Annotated in this window: 11 protein-coding genes and 1 pseudogene; 11 read left to right on the forward strand and 1 reads right to left on the reverse strand. The window is 73.3% G+C overall.

The window, feature by feature from the left end; all coding sequences use genetic code 11:
* From C1I97_RS14325 to C1I97_RS42955, 5 genes and pseudogenes are all read left to right on the forward strand, one after another.
* Positions 1-1,114: baseplate J/gp47 family protein (locus tag C1I97_RS14325; RefSeq protein ID WP_181446724.1), on the forward strand; the 1,114-nt coding region annotated here is incomplete at its 5' end.
* The gene (locus C1I97_RS14330) at positions 1,111-3,726 is read left to right on the forward strand and encodes a baseplate J/gp47 family protein (RefSeq protein WP_111003600.1); all 2,616 of its coding nucleotides are present in this window, start codon (positions 1,111-1,113) and stop codon (positions 3,724-3,726) included. The genes C1I97_RS14325 and C1I97_RS14330, both read left to right, overlap by 4 nt.
* Positions 3,723-6,227, forward strand: coding sequence for a hypothetical protein (locus tag C1I97_RS14335; RefSeq protein ID WP_111003601.1), 2,505 nt, complete (start codon positions 3,723-3,725; stop codon positions 6,225-6,227). The genes C1I97_RS14330 and C1I97_RS14335 overlap by 4 nt, the downstream gene beginning before the upstream one ends.
* Positions 6,224-8,710 carry a DUF6519 domain-containing protein gene (locus C1I97_RS14340; protein WP_111003602.1) on the forward strand — a complete coding sequence of 829 codons (2,487 nt, stop codon included), beginning with the start codon at positions 6,224-6,226 and terminating at the stop codon, positions 8,708-8,710. The genes C1I97_RS14335 and C1I97_RS14340 overlap by 4 nt, the downstream gene beginning before the upstream one ends.
* Positions 8,711-8,809: 99 nt before the next feature.
* Positions 8,810-8,944: pseudogene (locus C1I97_RS42955) on the forward strand (DUF504 domain-containing protein); the annotation flags it as partial.
* Between the two features lie 104 nt (positions 8,945-9,048).
* On the opposite strand, the gene C1I97_RS14350 reads toward C1I97_RS42955, so the two are convergent.
* Positions 9,049-9,657 (reverse strand): class I SAM-dependent methyltransferase, encoded by a 609-nt coding sequence (locus C1I97_RS14350; protein ID WP_111003603.1) that lies wholly within the window; start codon positions 9,655-9,657, stop codon positions 9,049-9,051.
* Positions 9,658-9,904: 247 nt separating this feature from the next.
* Between C1I97_RS14350 and C1I97_RS14355 the strand changes: the two genes are divergently transcribed.
* The 6 genes from C1I97_RS14355 to C1I97_RS14380 all read left to right on the forward strand — a co-directional run.
* On the forward strand, positions 9,905-11,086 hold the full coding sequence (locus tag C1I97_RS14355) for an FAD-dependent monooxygenase (RefSeq protein WP_111003604.1): 1,182 nt from the start codon (positions 9,905-9,907) through the stop codon (positions 11,084-11,086).
* 22 nt (positions 11,087-11,108) lie between these two features.
* The gene (locus C1I97_RS14360; protein WP_220040826.1) at positions 11,109-12,698 is read left to right on the forward strand and encodes a hypothetical protein; all 1,590 of its coding nucleotides are present in this window, start codon (positions 11,109-11,111) and stop codon (positions 12,696-12,698) included.
* A gap of 379 nt (positions 12,699-13,077) precedes the next feature.
* Complete coding sequence (locus C1I97_RS14370; protein WP_111003605.1) at positions 13,078-13,992, forward strand: RNA repair domain-containing protein; 915 nt, start codon at positions 13,078-13,080, stop codon at positions 13,990-13,992.
* Positions 13,993-14,524: 532 nt separating this feature from the next.
* Positions 14,525-14,689, forward strand: a complete 165-nt coding sequence (locus C1I97_RS39890) for a hypothetical protein (protein WP_181446725.1) — start codon at positions 14,525-14,527, stop codon at positions 14,687-14,689.
* Positions 14,690-14,764: 75 nt separating this feature from the next.
* Entirely contained in the window at positions 14,765-15,973 is a 1,209-nt protein-coding gene (locus tag C1I97_RS42480) for a flotillin family protein (protein WP_309147802.1), read from the forward strand.
* Between the two features lie 8 nt (positions 15,974-15,981).
* On the forward strand, positions 15,982-16,278 hold a 297-nt coding region (locus tag C1I97_RS14380), incomplete at its 3' end, for a hypothetical protein (RefSeq protein ID WP_111003607.1).

Raw genomic sequence — 16,278 nt, forward strand, 5'->3', positions numbered from 1 at the left:
GCGGCTGTCCCCGCCCGCCCCGCAGGCCGGGGTGACCTGGCGTCCTGTGGTGAGCGGTGGCATCGGTCCGCCGTCGCGGACCGCACGGCACGGCCCGGCCGACCCCGGGCCGCCGACGGCCCGCGCCCTCACGGCCGTCGACCAGGCCCGGTGCCTTCCTCAGATCGCCCTCCACGACCCGTTCGCGAGCTGGGCCGTCCGGCGTGACCTGCTGGCCAGTGGGCGGTTCTCGCGGGAGTTCGTCGTGGAGACCGGGCCGGACGGACGTCCGGTGCTGCGGTTCGGCGACGGCACGCACGGGCTGGCCCCGGCGGTGGGTGACTCACTCGGCGTGAGCGGACGGTTCGGCACCGGCCCGGTCGGCAACCTCGGCGCGGATGCGCTGGGCCATGTCGTGCTGCCCGATGCCGACCGGAGCGTGCCGGTCTCCTCGGTGACCAACCCGGTCGCGGCGTCCGGCGGTGCGGCGCCGGAGGAGGACGCCGCGGTCCGGGTCGCCGCCCCTTCGGCCTTCCGCCGCCGGGAACGCGCCGTCACGCCCGCGGACTACGCCGAGGCGGCGCGCCGGTTCCCGGGCGTGGCCGACGCCGTCGCCGAGTCGCGCTGGACCGGCGCCTGGCAGACCGTACTCGTCCATGTCGACCGCCAGGGCGGGGCCGGGGTCGACGCGGCCTTCCGCACGGGCCTGCTGACCCACCTGGAGTCGTTCCGGCTCGCCGGGTTCGACGTCGCCGTACGCGAGGCCCGTACCGTCCCGCTCGACATCGGCCTGTCGGTGTGCGCCGAACCCGGCGAGCTGCGCAGCGAGGTGGGGCGGCGGGTGCGCGCCGCCCTGTCGCCCTCCGGGAGCCGCGGCACCCCCGGGTTCTTCCATCCCGACCGGTTCGGTTTCGGTACCCCCCTGTACCTGTCGGCGCTCCTCGCCGCCGTGATGGCCGTCCCCGGGGTGCAGAGTGTCAGGCCGCTGGTGTTCCAGCGCTTCGGACGCCTCGCCCGGGGAGAGCTCGCCCGAGGGGTGATCCGCCCTGCGGCGACCGAGGTGCTCGAACTGCGCGACGATCCCGGCTTCCCGGAGCGAGGACGTCTTCGGATCAGTACCGGAGGTGGCCGATGAGCTGCATGTGCGGCTGCGGACCGGGCGACACCGCATCGTGTGCGGGAACCGGCCCGGGCACCTCCGGGCAGCTTCCCGGCGATCCGTACCGCTTCCGCTACCGCGCGATCCTGGAGCGTCTGCTCGACAGGATCGCGCGGGCCGAGGCCCTCGACAGCCGCCCGCTGGCGACGCTCGGACGATCACCCGACGATCCCGCCGTCGCCCTGCTCGCGGCGGCGGCCGGAGCGCACCACGTGCTGGCCTGGACGCTCCACCGGCTCGCCGTCGACTCCACGCTGCCCGGCACCGAGGACCGCGCGGCCCTGGTCCGGCTGACCGCCATGCTGGGGTACGTGCCGCGGCCGGCGATCGCCGCCGACGCACTGCTGGCCTTCCGGGTCGGCACGCTCCCGGGCGCGCCGGACGGCATCGCGCTGCCGGGCGTGCCGGACGTCGTCACGATCCCCCGGGGCTTCAAGGTGGCCACGGTGCCCGAACAGGGCGGACAGCCGGTGACCTTCGAGACGGACGGCGCGGTCGAGGTCCGTACCGCGTGGAACGCTCTCCTGCCGTTGCGGGCGCTCACCCTGCCGCGGGTCTCGGCCACGACCACGAGTGTCGAGGTCGAGGACGTCGGTCTGGGCGCCCGGGTCGGCGACCGGGTGCTCGTCCATGCCGCGGCACGCACGGCCAGGAGGTCGTCCTGGCTCCTGGCCCGGGTCACGGCGGTGGACATCGCCGCCTCCGCCGAGCCGGCCCGCACCGTCCTCACCGTCTCCGCGGGACGGCTGCTCACCATGGACGACACCGTGACGGCGCCGTCCGGTCCGGGCACGGTGATCCTCCTGGGGCAGCACGCGCAGGCGTTCGGCGCGACCGCACCCGACATCGGCTTCATGCCGGACGCCGTACGCAAGGAGCACGGCGCGGGACCGGACACCCCGCTGCCGACCGAGTGGGACGGCTTCGGGATGGGCGCCGTCTCCGGCCGGAACTGGAACATCCATCTCGACGCCGTGCACCCGGAGGCCGCACCCGGCCGTGTCATCGTGTTCGAGACCGGAACCGGGAGCCCCACGCCCGGCGCCGCACGCGTCCTCGCGGCCCGGGAGACCGCGCGGTCGGACTTCGGCCTGTCCGCCCGCTGCACCCTGGTCACCCTCGGGTCCGCGCTCGCCAGGAGGTTCAACGACAAGGTCCGCGAGACGACGATCCATCTCGAGACCGCCCGAGGAGTGCTCCTCGCACACCCCGAGGAGCGCGTCCTGCCGGTCACCGGCCCGGGACCCGACGGCGATCCGGCGCCACCGCAGCACCCGGACTTCGACCGGCAGAACCTTCCCGACCGGTTCTACCTGGCCGGAGAAGCCGCCCTGCCACCGGGGCGGCGCGTGATCCTCACCGGGCGGACGGCCGGCGGCGAGACGGTGTCCGAGGCGGCGACGGTGCTGCGGACCGAGACACGGACCGGCCGCGCGCAGAGGGCGACGCTCGTCGTGTTCGACCGGCCCCTGTCGGGCCGGTGGACCGGCGCGACGTTGACCGTGCTCGCCAACGTCGTCGCGTCCTCTCACGCGCAGACACCCGCCTCGGGTGCCGAAACCGTGGGGTCCGGCGACCCGGCGACCGCACTGCCGCGCTTCCCGCTCAAGCAGTCGCCGCTCGCCCACGTCGCCGCACCGGGGCCGCGTGGGTACGCCCCGGCGATCGAGGTCCGGGTCGACGACCGCCGCTACGAGCACGCCGGCACTCTGTACGGCGAAGGACCCGACAGCCGCCGGTTCCAGGTCACCCAACGGCCGGACGGCGGGTCCGACGTGCAGTTCGCGGGCTGGTTGCCGAGCGGGAGCGGGAACGTCGTCGCCCTGTACCGCACCGGTGGCGGAGCGGCGGGGAACATTCCCGGCGGTCGGCTGACCCAGATCACCACGCCGGTGATCGGAGTCGCCTCGGTGACGAACCCGCTGGCCGCGGACGGGGGCAGTGACGCCGAGACGGTCGAGGAGATGCGCACCGGCGCGCCCAAGGCGATCCGGACCCTGGACCGGGCCGTGTCCCTGGCGGACTTCGAGGCGTTCGCCGAGGGGTACCGCGGAGTCGGCAAGGCCTCGGCCGTCGAACAGCGGGCGGGGCTGCGGCGGATCGTGTGCGTCACCGTCGCCACCACCTCGTTCACGCCGCCCGCGGCGGGTTCGGACCTGGTCACCGGACTGCACGCGGCGCTCGTCGCGGCGGCGCCCCCGGGGACCCATGTGCGGATCGCGGGCTTCGTCGACCTGCCGATGACCGTGGCCCTGGCCCTCGCCTCCGACCCGGACCTGCCCAGATCTGACGTGGAGGCCGCCGTCCGCGCCGCGCTCGTCCGCGACTTCGGAAAGCCGGTCCGGCCCTTCGGCACCGCCGTGCACCGCTCACAGATCATCGCCACGGCGCAGCACGTCCCAGGCGTCACGGCCGTCGTGCTCACCGGCTTCTCCGCGCCGGGTGTGACACCGGACGCCGAAGGACGACTTCCCTGCCCCGGGCCGACCCTGGTGACCGACCGGAGCACCGGCGTGATCCGTCTGGAGCCGGCCCGGCTCCTGTCCGTCGCCGCGCCGGACATCACCTTCACGGAGCTGACCGCATGAGTTTCCCGACCACGACGGACAGCGGGGCCGAACTGCCGCAGTCCCGCATCGAGGCGGTCGCCGCATCCCTGTACCGCCTGCTGCCCGCCCATGTGCGCCAGGCCGATCTGGCCGGCGCCGGCTCCCTGCGGGCGCTGTTCGGGGTGCTGGGCCTGGCGAGCGCCGAGATCGACTCCGAGATCGAGGCGTGGTACGACGCCCTCTTCGTCGAGACGGCCGGGGACGCGGCGCTCGACGCGATCGCCGCGCTGGTCGCCGCGCCCACGCTGCATCCCGTTCCGGGAGACGCCGGAATCGGCCGTCGCGCCTTCGTGGCCAACACCATCCGCTACCGGCGCGGCAAGGGGACGGCCCGCGTCGTCGAGGCGATGGCCGGTGACGTCACCGGCCTGGCCGCGGTCGCGGTCGAGTACTACCAGCGGCTGGCCGGCTGCGCCCACCTGTTGAACGTGCGTCCGGACCGCCCCGCCACCGCCGACCTCGTCCCGGGGCGGTCCGCGTCGTCGGCCGGCGGCGCCTTCGACCGGCTGCCCCGCCTCCTCGACGTCCGCCGCGTCGACCGGACCAGCCTCGGCCGGCCCGCCGGGCGGCATGCGCCGGCCTCGCTGGGTGTCCACCTGGTGCGGCCGTCGGTGATGTGGTTCCCGGCCCCCGTCGCGAGGACCCCGTCGACGCCGGACACCGTACCGGCGGCGGACCTGGCGGGCGTCCCTCGGGCGCGGCCGTGGGAGGTCGACGGGTCGCAGCGGCCGGGGTACTTCCAGCTGGCGCAGCAACCAGGTGCCGTACTGCGCCTGTTCCATCCCGATCGCCGGTCCGACGCGGCCGGGACCCGGCTCCGGGAGGTCGACCTGCCCGACCGGCTGCGCCGCCTGCCCCTGCACGAGGAGACCACGGAGCTGCGCGCCGCCGAGCTGGAGAAGCGGCCGCCCCGGCTGCCCGACCGACGCTGGTTCGACCAGCGTTCCGGTACTCCGTTCACCGTCTTCCTGCGACGGGACGGCGAGAGCGCCTTCCGGCGGGTGCCGCCCGAGGAGATCCGCATCGTGAACCTGGAGTCCCCACCGGCCCCGCCAGGTGCACGGCCCGCCGCCCATGTGTCCCACACCTGGTACGAGCCGGGAACCACGGCTCCGCAGCGCAAGAGCGGCGCCCACCCCATCGCATGCGCCGTCGACCCGGTGACCGGCCGGATCGTCGTACCCGAGGCCTCCGGCCGCCCCGATGTCGTCGAGGTCCGGGTGGCCTGTGCCACGGCCGCCGGCCGGGCCGTCGGAGCCGGTGCCCAGGACCGCAACGCCCCGGACCAGCCGTTCGACATCCGGGACACCGGCGGCCCGAAGGACCTGGTCTGGGTCGTCGACCCCACCGCCACGACCGGCGGCTCCGCGGAGACCGCCGGCCGGACCGTCCGCACGCTCGCGGCCGCTCTCACCGAAGTGGCCACCCACGGAGCCGGACGGCGCAGCCTCGTCGTCCTGGCCCGCTGCGACCTGGAAGCGGCGCCCGCCGGCTCGGCGACGCTCGACGTGACGGTGCCTCCCGGCTCCGAGGTGTACCTCGTCGCCGCCCAGTGGCGACCCCCGCGGACGGCACCGGGTGCGGACCGGGACCCCGCCCTGCGCGGGTTCGTCGTCCGCCGGGAACGGCGCTGCACCGTGGACGCGCCGATGCGGGTGCTGCGGGGGACGGGAGACGGCACCGCACCCGCCGGCCGCCTCGTACTCGACGGCCTGGAACTCACCCGCGGACTGGAGCTCCACGCGAAGGCCGTGACCGAGCTGAACCTGCGATACGTCACCGTACGCGCCCCGGGCGAGGCTGCGGTGCGCGCGGACGGTCCACTCGTGGCGACCCGCATCGAGGTCGACCACGCGATCTGCGGCCCGCTGCGGATCGGGGACACGAACGCCTCCGTGAGCGGCGTCCTCGTGGTCACCGACAGCGTCGTGACCGCCGACGGCGCGCCGGGCGCCGCCCTCGGCGCCCGGGACCTCGACGTCACCCTGCGCAACGTCACCGTGCTCGGGACGTCGTCCCTGCGCTCCCTCACGGCGACGAACACCGTGTTCACCGAGACCGTGACGGTGACCCGCCGTCAGACCGGTTGCGTACGGTACAGCTTCGTACCTCCCGGCTCGGCGACACCGCGCACGTTCCGCTGCCAGCCGGCGCTCGCCCTGGCCGCGGCCGGGGAAGCCGCGCGACGACCGTTGACAGCCGACGAGGCCGACGCGGTCCGGCTCGCGAACGAGCCCGTCTTCCTGGACGTCTGCGCCGACGAACCGACGCTGGCCATGCTGCACCCGCTGTGCCCCGACAGCGTGCGCTCGGGAGGCGACGGCGAGGCCGAGATGGGCGCCTTCGCCCGCGCCCCGTACGGGATCGCCGTAGCCAACGTACGGGCCCTGTTGGACGAGTACCTGCCGGTCGCCCTGGAGGCCGGAATCATCGACGACACGCGCTCCAGCGCCGTCGCAGCCCGGAGGAACAGACCATGACCATCCGCAACGACGCCACGCGCCTGACGATCCGGGCGGAGGACGAGCGGCACCCACGCTCGGTCGTCGGCCGGCAGGGGCAGGTGCTGCTGGACGCCGACCTCGACCAGCAGAGCCGGCATCTGCTCCACCGGGTCGAGACGGCGACCGGCGACATGCTCGGCGCCGACGGCCGCCTCGTGGTCCCGGCCGGGTCGAACGCCTTCTCGGTGGCGCCGGCGCCGACCCCGGAGGCCTGCGGGCTGGGGACGGGCCACGGCTACCTGGGCGGCTGGCTGGTGGAGAACGCGACGGACTGTCTGCTGCACAGCCAGCCGCACCCCCGCACCGACACCACCCCGACCACCCCGGTGCTCCTCACCCTGAAGGCGCTGGTCCGGTACGTCGACCCCGTCGAGGAACCGGCCTTCGCCGACCGGGCTCTCGGCGACGCCCAGGCGGCGGGGCGCACCCTGGTCGACTGGCAGGTGTTCCCCTTCGCCCCGGCCGGTGGCTGGGGCACCGGCTTCAGCTGCGCCACGGCGACGACGCACCCGGACTGGACCAAGCTGGCGAAGCCGTCGTCCGGCACCCTGGCCGTGGTGCCCGACACGGCACCGCCGGCGGCCGACCCCTGCACACTCGTGCCGCAGGGCGGATACTCCCGGCACGAGAACCTGCTGTACCGGATCGAAGTGCACGGCGGCATCCCGCGCCAGGACCATCCGGCCGCGGACGGCCCGCGGTTCGGCATGGACGGGCTCACCCTCAAGCTGTCCCGGCGCAATGCCTCGGTCATGGCCAGGGTCGTGGAGGTCGACGGCACCCACATCACCGTCGACCCGCCGGCGCTCGACCCGCTCAACTGGTTCAGCGCCGGTGCCTACGCCGAGTTCGTGTCGAAGCACGACGACGTCGATCCGCGGGACGCGGCCACCGGGAAGCGGCTGTTCCAGGTGGCACGGACGACGGATGTCGTCGTGACGCTGGAGACCGCCGCGGCGGGCATGGCCGGTTCGATCAAGGACGATCCGGCGGGCTGGTTCCTGCGGCTGTGGGACGCGTTCCCGGAGGGAAAGGGGGTCGCGACCGCCAGGCGTTCCGCCGACGATCCGCAGCACTCCGAGCGCATCGACCTGGGCGACGGTCTGTGGATCCGGCTCGGACGGGGCGGCGACGACGTGTTCCGCCGCGGCGACTACTGGACGTTCTCCGCGCGGGCCGACGGGTCGGTCGACTGGCCGACGGGACAGGAGGAGCCGCCGCACGGCCCGCAGATCCGGTACGCGCCGCTCGCCGCCCTGACCGGTCCGTCGACCGCCCAGGACTGCCGGGGGCCCGCCGCCGCACTGACCGACAGCACGCTGCTGTACCGGGGCGGTGACGGCCAGGAGATTCCGGCGCCCGTCGGTGGCGGCTTCGTGACCCTGCCCGGCAGGCTGCGGGTCGCCGTGATGCGCGGACGCACCCCGGTCGCCGGGGCCACGGTGACCTGGACCATGCCCGCGGGCGGCGTCCCGAGCCGGATCGACGGATCCGCGGTGAGCGGGGCGAGCGTCGTCACGACCATGACCGACGCAGCGGGGCTGTGCGAGGTCGGATGGGCCCTCGACGCCGGACGCACCGACGCGAAGCACCAGGTGCAGGTGGCCCTCGGCTCGGCCCCGGGCACCGCCGGGGGCCCGCCACTGGTGTTCACGGCCGGCTTCCGTACGGCCGCGGCCACGAGTTACCAGCCCGGTGCGTGCGCCCTGCTCCAGCAGGCCACCACGGTGCAGGAGGCGCTGGACGTGCTGTGCGCCCATGAAGGCGGCCCCGTGGAACCCGTCGCACTGCAGCTCACCTCGATCGAGTTGCTCGACCCTCGGGGGGAGGCCGTCGAGCTGGTGAGGGACGACCTCATCCTGAACGGCCTGCACGTGGCCCACAACGCCTTCGCCGAGGGAATCACCCTGAGCGCGGCCCTGCGAAGGGACCACGTGGCCCTGGAGTCGACGCCGGAGCCGCTCGACCCGATCGTCGAGGTCGAGCTGGACCTGCCGTACCCGGGGACGGACCCCGACAAGGTCTACTGGGCGTCGGCATCGAGCGAGCGGGCCGGAGCGGCCCGGATCTACATGCCGTTCGGTTTCCACCGGGTGCGCCTCGACGGAACCGTGGCCGTGACCGGAAAGCCGGAGCCCGGTCTGGTGTGGAGGCCGTCGAAGATGGCGAGCGAGTTCCTCGCGACCGCGCCGCTGCATCACTGGGGCCATCGCGTGGTCCGCGACGAGGAGGTCAGGGCCGCCGGGTGGCACGGCGACGGGCCCATGCCGATCCTGTGCCGCCTGCGAGTCCGGTCCGCCCACGTGTGGGCCCACGACCCCGAGACCGGACGCCAGGTCTACCTGAACGCCGAGCACCTGGGCGTGAGCGCTGGCGTGACGAACCGCGAACTGCTCGTCCGGGAGTCCGATCCACAGCGGGCGGCTGATCTGGACCTGTTCTTCTACCTCGAGCTTTAGCCCGCATCGTCGGATCGAGGCCCTCGTCCGCCGTCGAGGGCAGGGTGGGCGGCACCCTGGAGGAAGAGCAAGGGGGGTGAAGGCGGAAGAGGAGACGTGATGCGAACCAGCGACGAGATCTACCACCGGGTCCGCTGGGACCCGCGGTTCGACCCGGCCCGGTTCGTGCTGGGGATCAGCCGGCGCGGGGACGGCCTCACACGCATCCCGCTGTCTTCCTTCGCCCTTGCTGGTGGGCGTGTTCATCGGCGCGCCGCTGAACACGCAGGAACTGGGGCGGGGCGATTCAGCCGCCGGCCGCCTGGCGGTCGCGGGTGATCAAGACGTTCCGCACGTCCTCAGCGGCGGCGGTGGACACTGACGGCGTAGCCGCCGCCGTCGTAAGGGTCGGCGTCCCAGGTGGCGAAGCGGTCGACGAGGGTGAGGCCGGCCGCGGCGCAGCAGTCGTCGTACTCCGGCAGCGTGATGCCGGGCGGCACGGGCAGGTGGGCTTCGTCCAGGCCGAAGCCGGCGACCATCAGACCGCCCGGGCGCAGGGCCGCCACCAGGCGCTGGACCACCGCGGCCTCGGTGCCGGCAGCGAGCAACGGGAAGACGTTGCCCGCGGCGACCACGAGATCGAAGTCCGCCGCGATGCCGAGCAGGTCCGGCTCGAACCCGGCCAGATCGACCTGGAACCAGGGCAGTTCCGGCGCCTGCTCCCGCGCCACTGCCAGCATCGACGCGTCCAGGTCCACCCCGACGCAGTCGTACCCCAACTCCGCGAGCCGGATCATGACCCGTCCGGTACCGCACCCGGCGTCCAGCACCCGCGCTCCGGCCGGCACGAGAGCCGCACAGAACCGCGCCTCACCGTGCACGTCCTTCCCACTGCGGACCAGGGCCGCGAACCGTGCGGCGTAGTCCTCTCCCGACGTCTCCCCGGTCAGTTCCTTCCAACGGCTCATGAGGCCGACTATAGGCCGACCGTGTGCCAGGCGAAGAACCACGCGAAGAAGCGATCGAACTCGCGGCGCTGAAGGCCGTTGCCGAGAAGGGCGGGACGGCCTCCGGTACAGCTGTTGACAGGCGTCTGTCAGCGTGCTGCGATGAGGCACTGTTCAGCCGGACCTGTGCCTTGTCGCATGCCGCCCGGGCACCGGATCGACGGCCACCTGACCGGGGGCGGTGCCCCCGGACCCGGAGCGAGGACCCATGCCGCAGCGCACCGCGACCATCGTCGGCGGTGGGATCGGCGGCCTTGCGGCGGCCATCGCCCTGCACCGCCGGGGCTGGCACGTCGAGGTGCTGGAACGAACCCCGGAGTTCACCGAGATCGGCGCCGGCATCTCCCTGTGGCCGAACGCGCTGCGCGCGCTCGAGGTGCTCGGCCTGGCCGGCGCCGTCCGGGCACTCGGCGCCGTCGAGACCACGGGCGGCGTACGCGACCGCCGGGGCCGCTGGCTGTCCCGTACGGACAACGCGGAGCTGGTTCGCCGCTTCGGTCATCCCCTGGTGGTCCTGCACCGCGCGGACCTGTTGCGGGTGCTCACCGGGGCGCTGCCCGCCGGCAGTCTGCGGCCGGGCAGCGAGGTGTCCGCGGTGCGCGGCGACGACCACTGCGTGATGGTCGATCACCGAAGGGGCGAGTCCCGGTCCGACCTCGTGGTCGGCGCCGACGGGCTGCGCAGTGCGGTCCGCCGTGCCCTGTGGCCCGACGCGGCCGGCCCCCGGTACGCCGGTTACACCGCCTGGCGCATGGTCACCGGGCCTTTGGCCGAGCCGCCCTCCGAGGGCGCGGCGACCTGGGGCCGCGGGGCGAGATTCGGCTACACGGCGCTGCCGGGCGGGCGGATGTACTGCTTCGCGACCACGTCGCTGCCGGAGGGAACGGTCTCCGGGTCGTCCGAGTACGCCGAACTGCTGCGCCGGTTCGGGTCCTGGCCGGACCCCGTCCCCGCCCTGCTGGCCGCCGTCCCCGCGGACGCGGTGCTGCGGCACGACCTGTACGACCTGCCGCCGCTGCCCTCCTTCGTCCGCGGCCGTATCGCGCTGCTGGGCGACGCGGCCCATGCCATGACCCCCAATCTGGGCCAGGGCGCGTGCCAGGCGCTGGAGGACGCGGTCACCCTCGCCCACTGTCTCGACGGCACCCCGGCCGTGGCCGCCGCGCTTTGCTCGTACGACGCGCTGCGCCGCCCGCGGACCCGGGCCGTCACGCGCCGCTCCGCCCGGCTCGGCGCGGTCGGCCAGCTGTCGTGGCCGCCCGCGGTGCTGCTGCGTGACACGGCCGCCCGGCTGACGCCGACGCGGGCGACGCTGCGTTCCATGACGCCGGTGCTCGGCTGGACCCCGCCCGGTGACCGGGTGAAAGCGACGGAGAGCGGGAGCCATTGATGCCGGACTGCGGGAGCCACTGATGCCGGACTGGACGTACCACCCGCTGCGCGGCCTGGCCGCCGCCGTCCTCGGCCGCCGCCGCTCGCAGCGGGCGGCACTGCGGCTGCTGGCCTCGATCGGCTCCCGTCCCGCCGGCGCGCGGCTGATCGCCCGGGGGTTCGGCCACCGCCATCCGCCGCAGCGGCTCGCCGGCGAGATCGCCGGTGTGCCCGTGACCGTCCGCCTCGGCCTGTCCGTCCCGCCCTCGCTCGCCCGCGAGGCGGTACGCGCCATGCCACCGCTCGGGGCCGGTGTCGTCGAGGTGGCGCCCGTTTCGGCGGCCGACGCGGAGACCGTACGCGAGGCCGCTGCCGGCCGCTCGATCCCGGTGGTCGTCCGCGCCTGCGACCCGGAGGCCGAGGCCGCCCTCGAGCCCCACGTCGACGGGTTCACGAGCGGCGACGATCCGCGCGTGGTCCATGTGTCCGACCCGTCGGTCACCGCCGCGGCCGCCGCGCTCGAGGAGCCGGACACCGTCGTGCTCGCCCGGCCCGGGGTGCTCGTCGAGGCCGGACCCGGCTGGTTCGCACGGGTCACCGAGGCGGCCACGCCCACAGCGCCCGCTCCGGGGCTGCGGGACGTCGGCCGCGATCCCCGCCGCTGGCCCGCCTGGTGGTGGGGGCTGCTCGTCGGGCTCGGTATGACGGGCGCCGGACTGGGCGCCGCGGCGATCACGCTCGGTTCGGTGCTGCTCTGGTACGACCGCGACTACCTCGGCATGACGCTGCGCGAACTGCACGCCGTCAACCACCACCTCGTGCACTTCCTCCAGCACGACCGGATCACCATGGCCGGCACGATGGTGGCGATCGGCGCCCTCTACACCGGTCTCGCCGTGGGCGGGATCAGACGCGGCCGGCCCTGGGCCCGCGAGGTGTATCTGCTCTCGGGGGCGATCGGTTTCCCCACCCTGTTCTACTTCCTGGGCACCGGCTTCGTGGAACCCCTGCACACGGCCGCAGTCCTCGTGCTCTTCCCGATGTTCGTGGCCGCGGTCCGCCGGACCCCGCACGTGCCGCGGTGGCGCCTGGCGCCCGAGGGCCCGGAACCGGAGCGCCGACGGGCGCTGGTCGGGCAACTGCTGCTGATCGTCACGGGAGCGGGGCTGTTCGTCGGCGGAGCGGTGATCTCGGTGGTCGGTCTGACCGGTGTCTTCGTACCGACCGACCTGACCTTCCTGGACACCAGCACGCGGGCACTGGAAGCCGTGAATCCCCGGCTCGTGCCGTTCGTCGCGCACGACCGCGCGGGGTTCGGCGGCGCCCTGATGGCCGCGGCGGTGGCGATCGTCCTGCTCAGCGCGTGGGGCTGGCGGCGGGGTGAGGCCTGGGTGTTCTGGACCCTGACCGCGGCGGCGGCCACCGGCTTCCTGCCGGCTGTCGTGGTGCACGGCATGATCCACTACACGGACTTCATCCACCTCGCGCCGGTCTACTTCGGCATCGCCCTGACCGGCACCGGCCTGCTGCTCGCCCGCCCGTACCTCTGCGCCAGGGCGCCGGCGAGGCCGGAGGACCAGGGCACCGGCCCGGCCCCCTCGGCCGGCAGGCGCGGGCGTGGCGCTGCTTGACCGGGTCGCGGTGCCGTCGCGGCGCGGTGTCGGGTGCGGTCAGCGGCCGGAACCGGCGCAGGAACTCGCGCGGCAGCGGCACCGGCGGAGCGGCGGGGAAGGCCCGTTCCGCAAAGCCCTGGGAGAGGGGCGGTTCGAACCGTTCCACGTCTCCCATCGGCCCCATCAGGGCATCGCGAACGGTCGCCCGCTGCACCTGTTGCCCACGCCGACCGCCGATCCTGACGAGACGACTCGCCCCGGCATACGCCGGCGCCCTCACGCATCACGCCTGATGCCTCGCGCCTGATGCGTCGCGGTGCGAGCGGAACAACCGTCGAGCACAGGGTGGGCGGCACCCTGGAGGAGGAGAAGGTGTGAAGGCGGGAGAGGAGGCGTGATGCGCACCAGCGACGAGATCTACCACCGGGTCCGCTGGGACCCGCGGTTCGACCCGGCCCGGTTCGTGCTGGGGATCAGCCGGCGCGGGGATGGCCTCGAACGCATCCCGCTGACTTCCTTCGTGCCGGGGGGCGACATCCCGTGGCACCGGGTGGTGCTCATCGAGGCGGACGGCGAGGTGGTCTGGGACCGGGCCACGGGCGTGGACCGCATCGACGCGTCGGGCGCCGGCCGGGTACGGGGCCCGCAGGCGGACCTGAGTTTCGACACGAGCTCCGGCAGGGGCGAGCCCGCCGGCGTCCTCGACGTGTCCCCGACGGCCCGCACGGCGGTGGCCTGGATCCCGCCCGCGGAGCTGTGGCCGCCGATCCAGGACATCCGCCGGGATTACGATCCGCAGATCCACCGGTGGCCGCCGCACGTCAACGTGCTCTTCGGCTTCGTGCCGGAGTCCGACTTCGAGCGGGCTGCCCCGTTGCTCGCCGCGGCGACGGCCGGCACGCCGGTCTTCACCGCCCGGCTGGACGGGGTGCGCACCTTCCGGCACAGGGCGTACTTCACCGTGTGGCTCGACCCGGCGGCAGCCGGCAAGGCGCCGTGGGCGGACCTGCACCGCGCACTGCGGCAGCGGTTTCCGCGCTGTCGTGGGCCCGCCAAGGACTTCGCCCCGCATCTGTCCCTGGGCCGGACCCGGGACCCGGGGCGAGTCACCGCCGACTGCGCCACCCGGCTCGACGCCATGACGGCGACGGTCTGGGAACTCGTCCTGCTCTCCCGCAGGGGCGACGGGCCGATGCGGCCACGGGCCACGGTCGCCCTGCGCACGGGCGAGGTCCGCCGGCTGCCCGCGCCCGGCCTCGAAGCGCCGGGCCCGGAGGACACGGCCTGGCTCTCCGAGATCACCGACAGGTGAGGCCATGGCCAGGGTGGATCCGGGCTCAACCGGCCCGGGATTTCCTCAGTGAGACGCAACAGGATCAGGGCTGCCCTGGATTCAAAAAGGTACTTTCAGCCGGACGCGATCACGGATTCCCCACTGCGAGCTCCCCGGGAATCCACCGGATCGTTCAAAAACCTGCCAGAATTCTCCGAGCTCATCACGATGAACAGAATTCTGCCGCCGCCCTCATCGGCATGTGCCCTCCGCGTGACGCCCGACGTCACCGACCACGCCGTGTCGCGGTCAGGCGTGATGCGCCGAGGGAAGCGAGGCGGAGTAGCGTGGAGGAGTGCGAAGGCGACCGGGGTCTTGGTGCCTGGAGCCATTCGCAGATGTGCCCAGAGGCTTGATGTGTCCGAAGGAGAGAGCGGGCAGCGAGTGATCGTGGCCCGTCGACCACTCAGAGCCTCTTCGGGTGACCTTCCGTATCCGTGTGTCAAGAGGGCGTATGCGCGTAGCCGACGACTCTTCGCAGAGTCCCGTGGGGGCACTCGGGAAAGTGACGGTGGCGATCCCACAGGACGGTCCCGGGGAAGTTCTCGTGGCCGTCCGGGGCGGCTCGGAAGCCTACGCGGCCTGGTCCGCGACACCGGTCGCCAAGGACGTCCGCGTGATCGTGATCGACTCCGTCTCGGCACGCTCGGTGATCGTTGAGCCGCTGCCGTCCTGAAGTGTCTTCCTGGTTCCGCAGGACGCGAGGTGGTCCCTCATGCTTTTCTGGCAGGTTCCCGCACCGAATGAGGCAATGCTCATTTCCGGCTCCAAACGGCATGCTACGGAAACCCAGTTCCGTATCGTCACCGGTCATGGCAGTTTTGTGCTGCCCATCAAGCAGAAGGCCCGGATGCTGTCGCTGGCCCTGCGGGAAGCGGAGATCGCGGAGGACTGTGTGACCCAGCAGGGAATTCGGCTCGCGGTGCGGGCCGTATGCGTGTTCAAGGTGGGTGACGACGCGGTGTCGATCGCCAATGCCGCCCGCCGGTTCCTGTCGGAACAGCATCGGATGGAGGAGCTGGTCGGCCGGATCTTCGCGGGACATCTGCGTTCCATCGTCGGCGGACTCACGGTGGAGCAGATCATCCGCGAGCGCAGCCGGGTCTCCCAGGAAGTGGTGGCGGGCAGCCATGGCGAGATGGAGAAACTCGGCATCGTCGTGGACGCACTCCAGATCCAGGAGATCGAGGACGCCACCGGATACATCGACAACCTGGCGGCACCGCATGCCGCCGCGGTGGCGAGCCGAGCCCGGATAGCGCAGGCCAAGGCCGATCAGGAAGCAGCGGAGCGGGAGCAGCAGGCCGCCGCGCTCAAGGCCGAGTACGAACGGGACACCGCGATCAAGCGGGCGGGCTTCACCGCTGAGACCGAGCAGTCCAACGCCCGCGCCGCACAGGCGGGCCCCCTCGCCCAGGCCAGGGCTTCCCAGGAGGTCATCGAGGAACAGACCGCTCTGGCCCAGCGCCAGGCCGGTCTGGCGGCCCAGCGGCTGGAGGCGGAGGTACGGCGCCCGGCGGACGCGGAGGCTTACCGGCAGCGGACCCTGGCCGAGGCGGGCCGCGACCGGGCCAAGTTCGAGGCCGACGGAACCGCCTACGCCGAGCGGACCATCGCCCAGGCCCAGGCCGACGCCAACACGGCTCGTGCCGCCTCGCTCCGTGACGGCAACCAGGAACTCATCGCGGCCAACCGGGTCGTGGAGAATCTGCCCGCCCTCGCCGAGGCGGCGGCCCGTGGCATGTCCGGAGCCCATCTCACCGTCCTGAACGGCACCGACGGCATCAACCAGGTGGCGGCCGGAGTGGTGGGGCAGGGTCTGGCCATCCTCGACTCGCTCCAGCACTCGACGCCTTCACCCACCACCGGAAAGCAGGTTCCGGCCGAGTCCGAGAAGACAGGTACCAGCCGGGCCCGAAAAGGCTTGAACCCGCGAGAATTCCTGAACTCGGAGGAATGACAGCTGTCATGGATGCGGATCGTGCCAAGCGTGTAGTGGCGGCCTTGCGGGCCCGGGAGGTGATGGCCCATCTCGTGGAGACGGGTGTCTACGAGTTCGGGATCAGGGTCGTCCTGAATGAGAGCATCGAGGCGCTCTGGGACCTCGATGGCGCATCGGGGCTGGACGCGGAGATCGTCAGCGACGGTGTGCTCATCGGTTTCGTCCCTCATGTGCCCGGTTCGGAGAACTTCACCGAGCAGCAGATCGTGGACAGCATCGCCACCACCCGGTACTCGACGGAGGGCCTCCACCCACCCCGGGAC

The organism is Streptomyces sp. NTH33 (assembly GCF_003236365.1).
Classification (GTDB): domain Bacteria; phylum Actinomycetota; class Actinomycetes; order Streptomycetales; family Streptomycetaceae; genus Streptomyces.

What these genes read in the sequence shown, in the direction of transcription:
- C1I97_RS14330 (WP_111003600.1), top strand. Translation starts at nt 1,111, where the DNA reads ATGAGCTGCATGTGCGGCTGCGGACCGGGCGACACCGCATCGTGTGCG.
- C1I97_RS14335 (WP_111003601.1), top strand. Translation starts at nt 3,723, where the DNA reads ATGAGTTTCCCGACCACGACGGACAGCGGGGCCGAACTGCCGCAGTCC.
- C1I97_RS14340 (WP_111003602.1), top strand. Translation starts at nt 6,224, where the DNA reads ATGACCATCCGCAACGACGCCACGCGCCTGACGATCCGGGCGGAGGAC.
- C1I97_RS14350 (WP_111003603.1), bottom strand. Translation starts at nt 9,657, where the DNA reads ATGAGCCGTTGGAAGGAACTGACCGGGGAGACGTCGGGAGAGGACTAC.
- C1I97_RS14355 (WP_111003604.1), top strand. Translation starts at nt 9,905, where the DNA reads ATGCCGCAGCGCACCGCGACCATCGTCGGCGGTGGGATCGGCGGCCTT.
- C1I97_RS14360 (WP_220040826.1), top strand. Translation starts at nt 11,109, where the DNA reads ATGCCGGACTGGACGTACCACCCGCTGCGCGGCCTGGCCGCCGCCGTC.
- C1I97_RS14370 (WP_111003605.1), top strand. Translation starts at nt 13,078, where the DNA reads ATGCGCACCAGCGACGAGATCTACCACCGGGTCCGCTGGGACCCGCGG.
- C1I97_RS42480 (WP_309147802.1), top strand. Translation starts at nt 14,765, where the DNA reads ATGCTCATTTCCGGCTCCAAACGGCATGCTACGGAAACCCAGTTCCGT.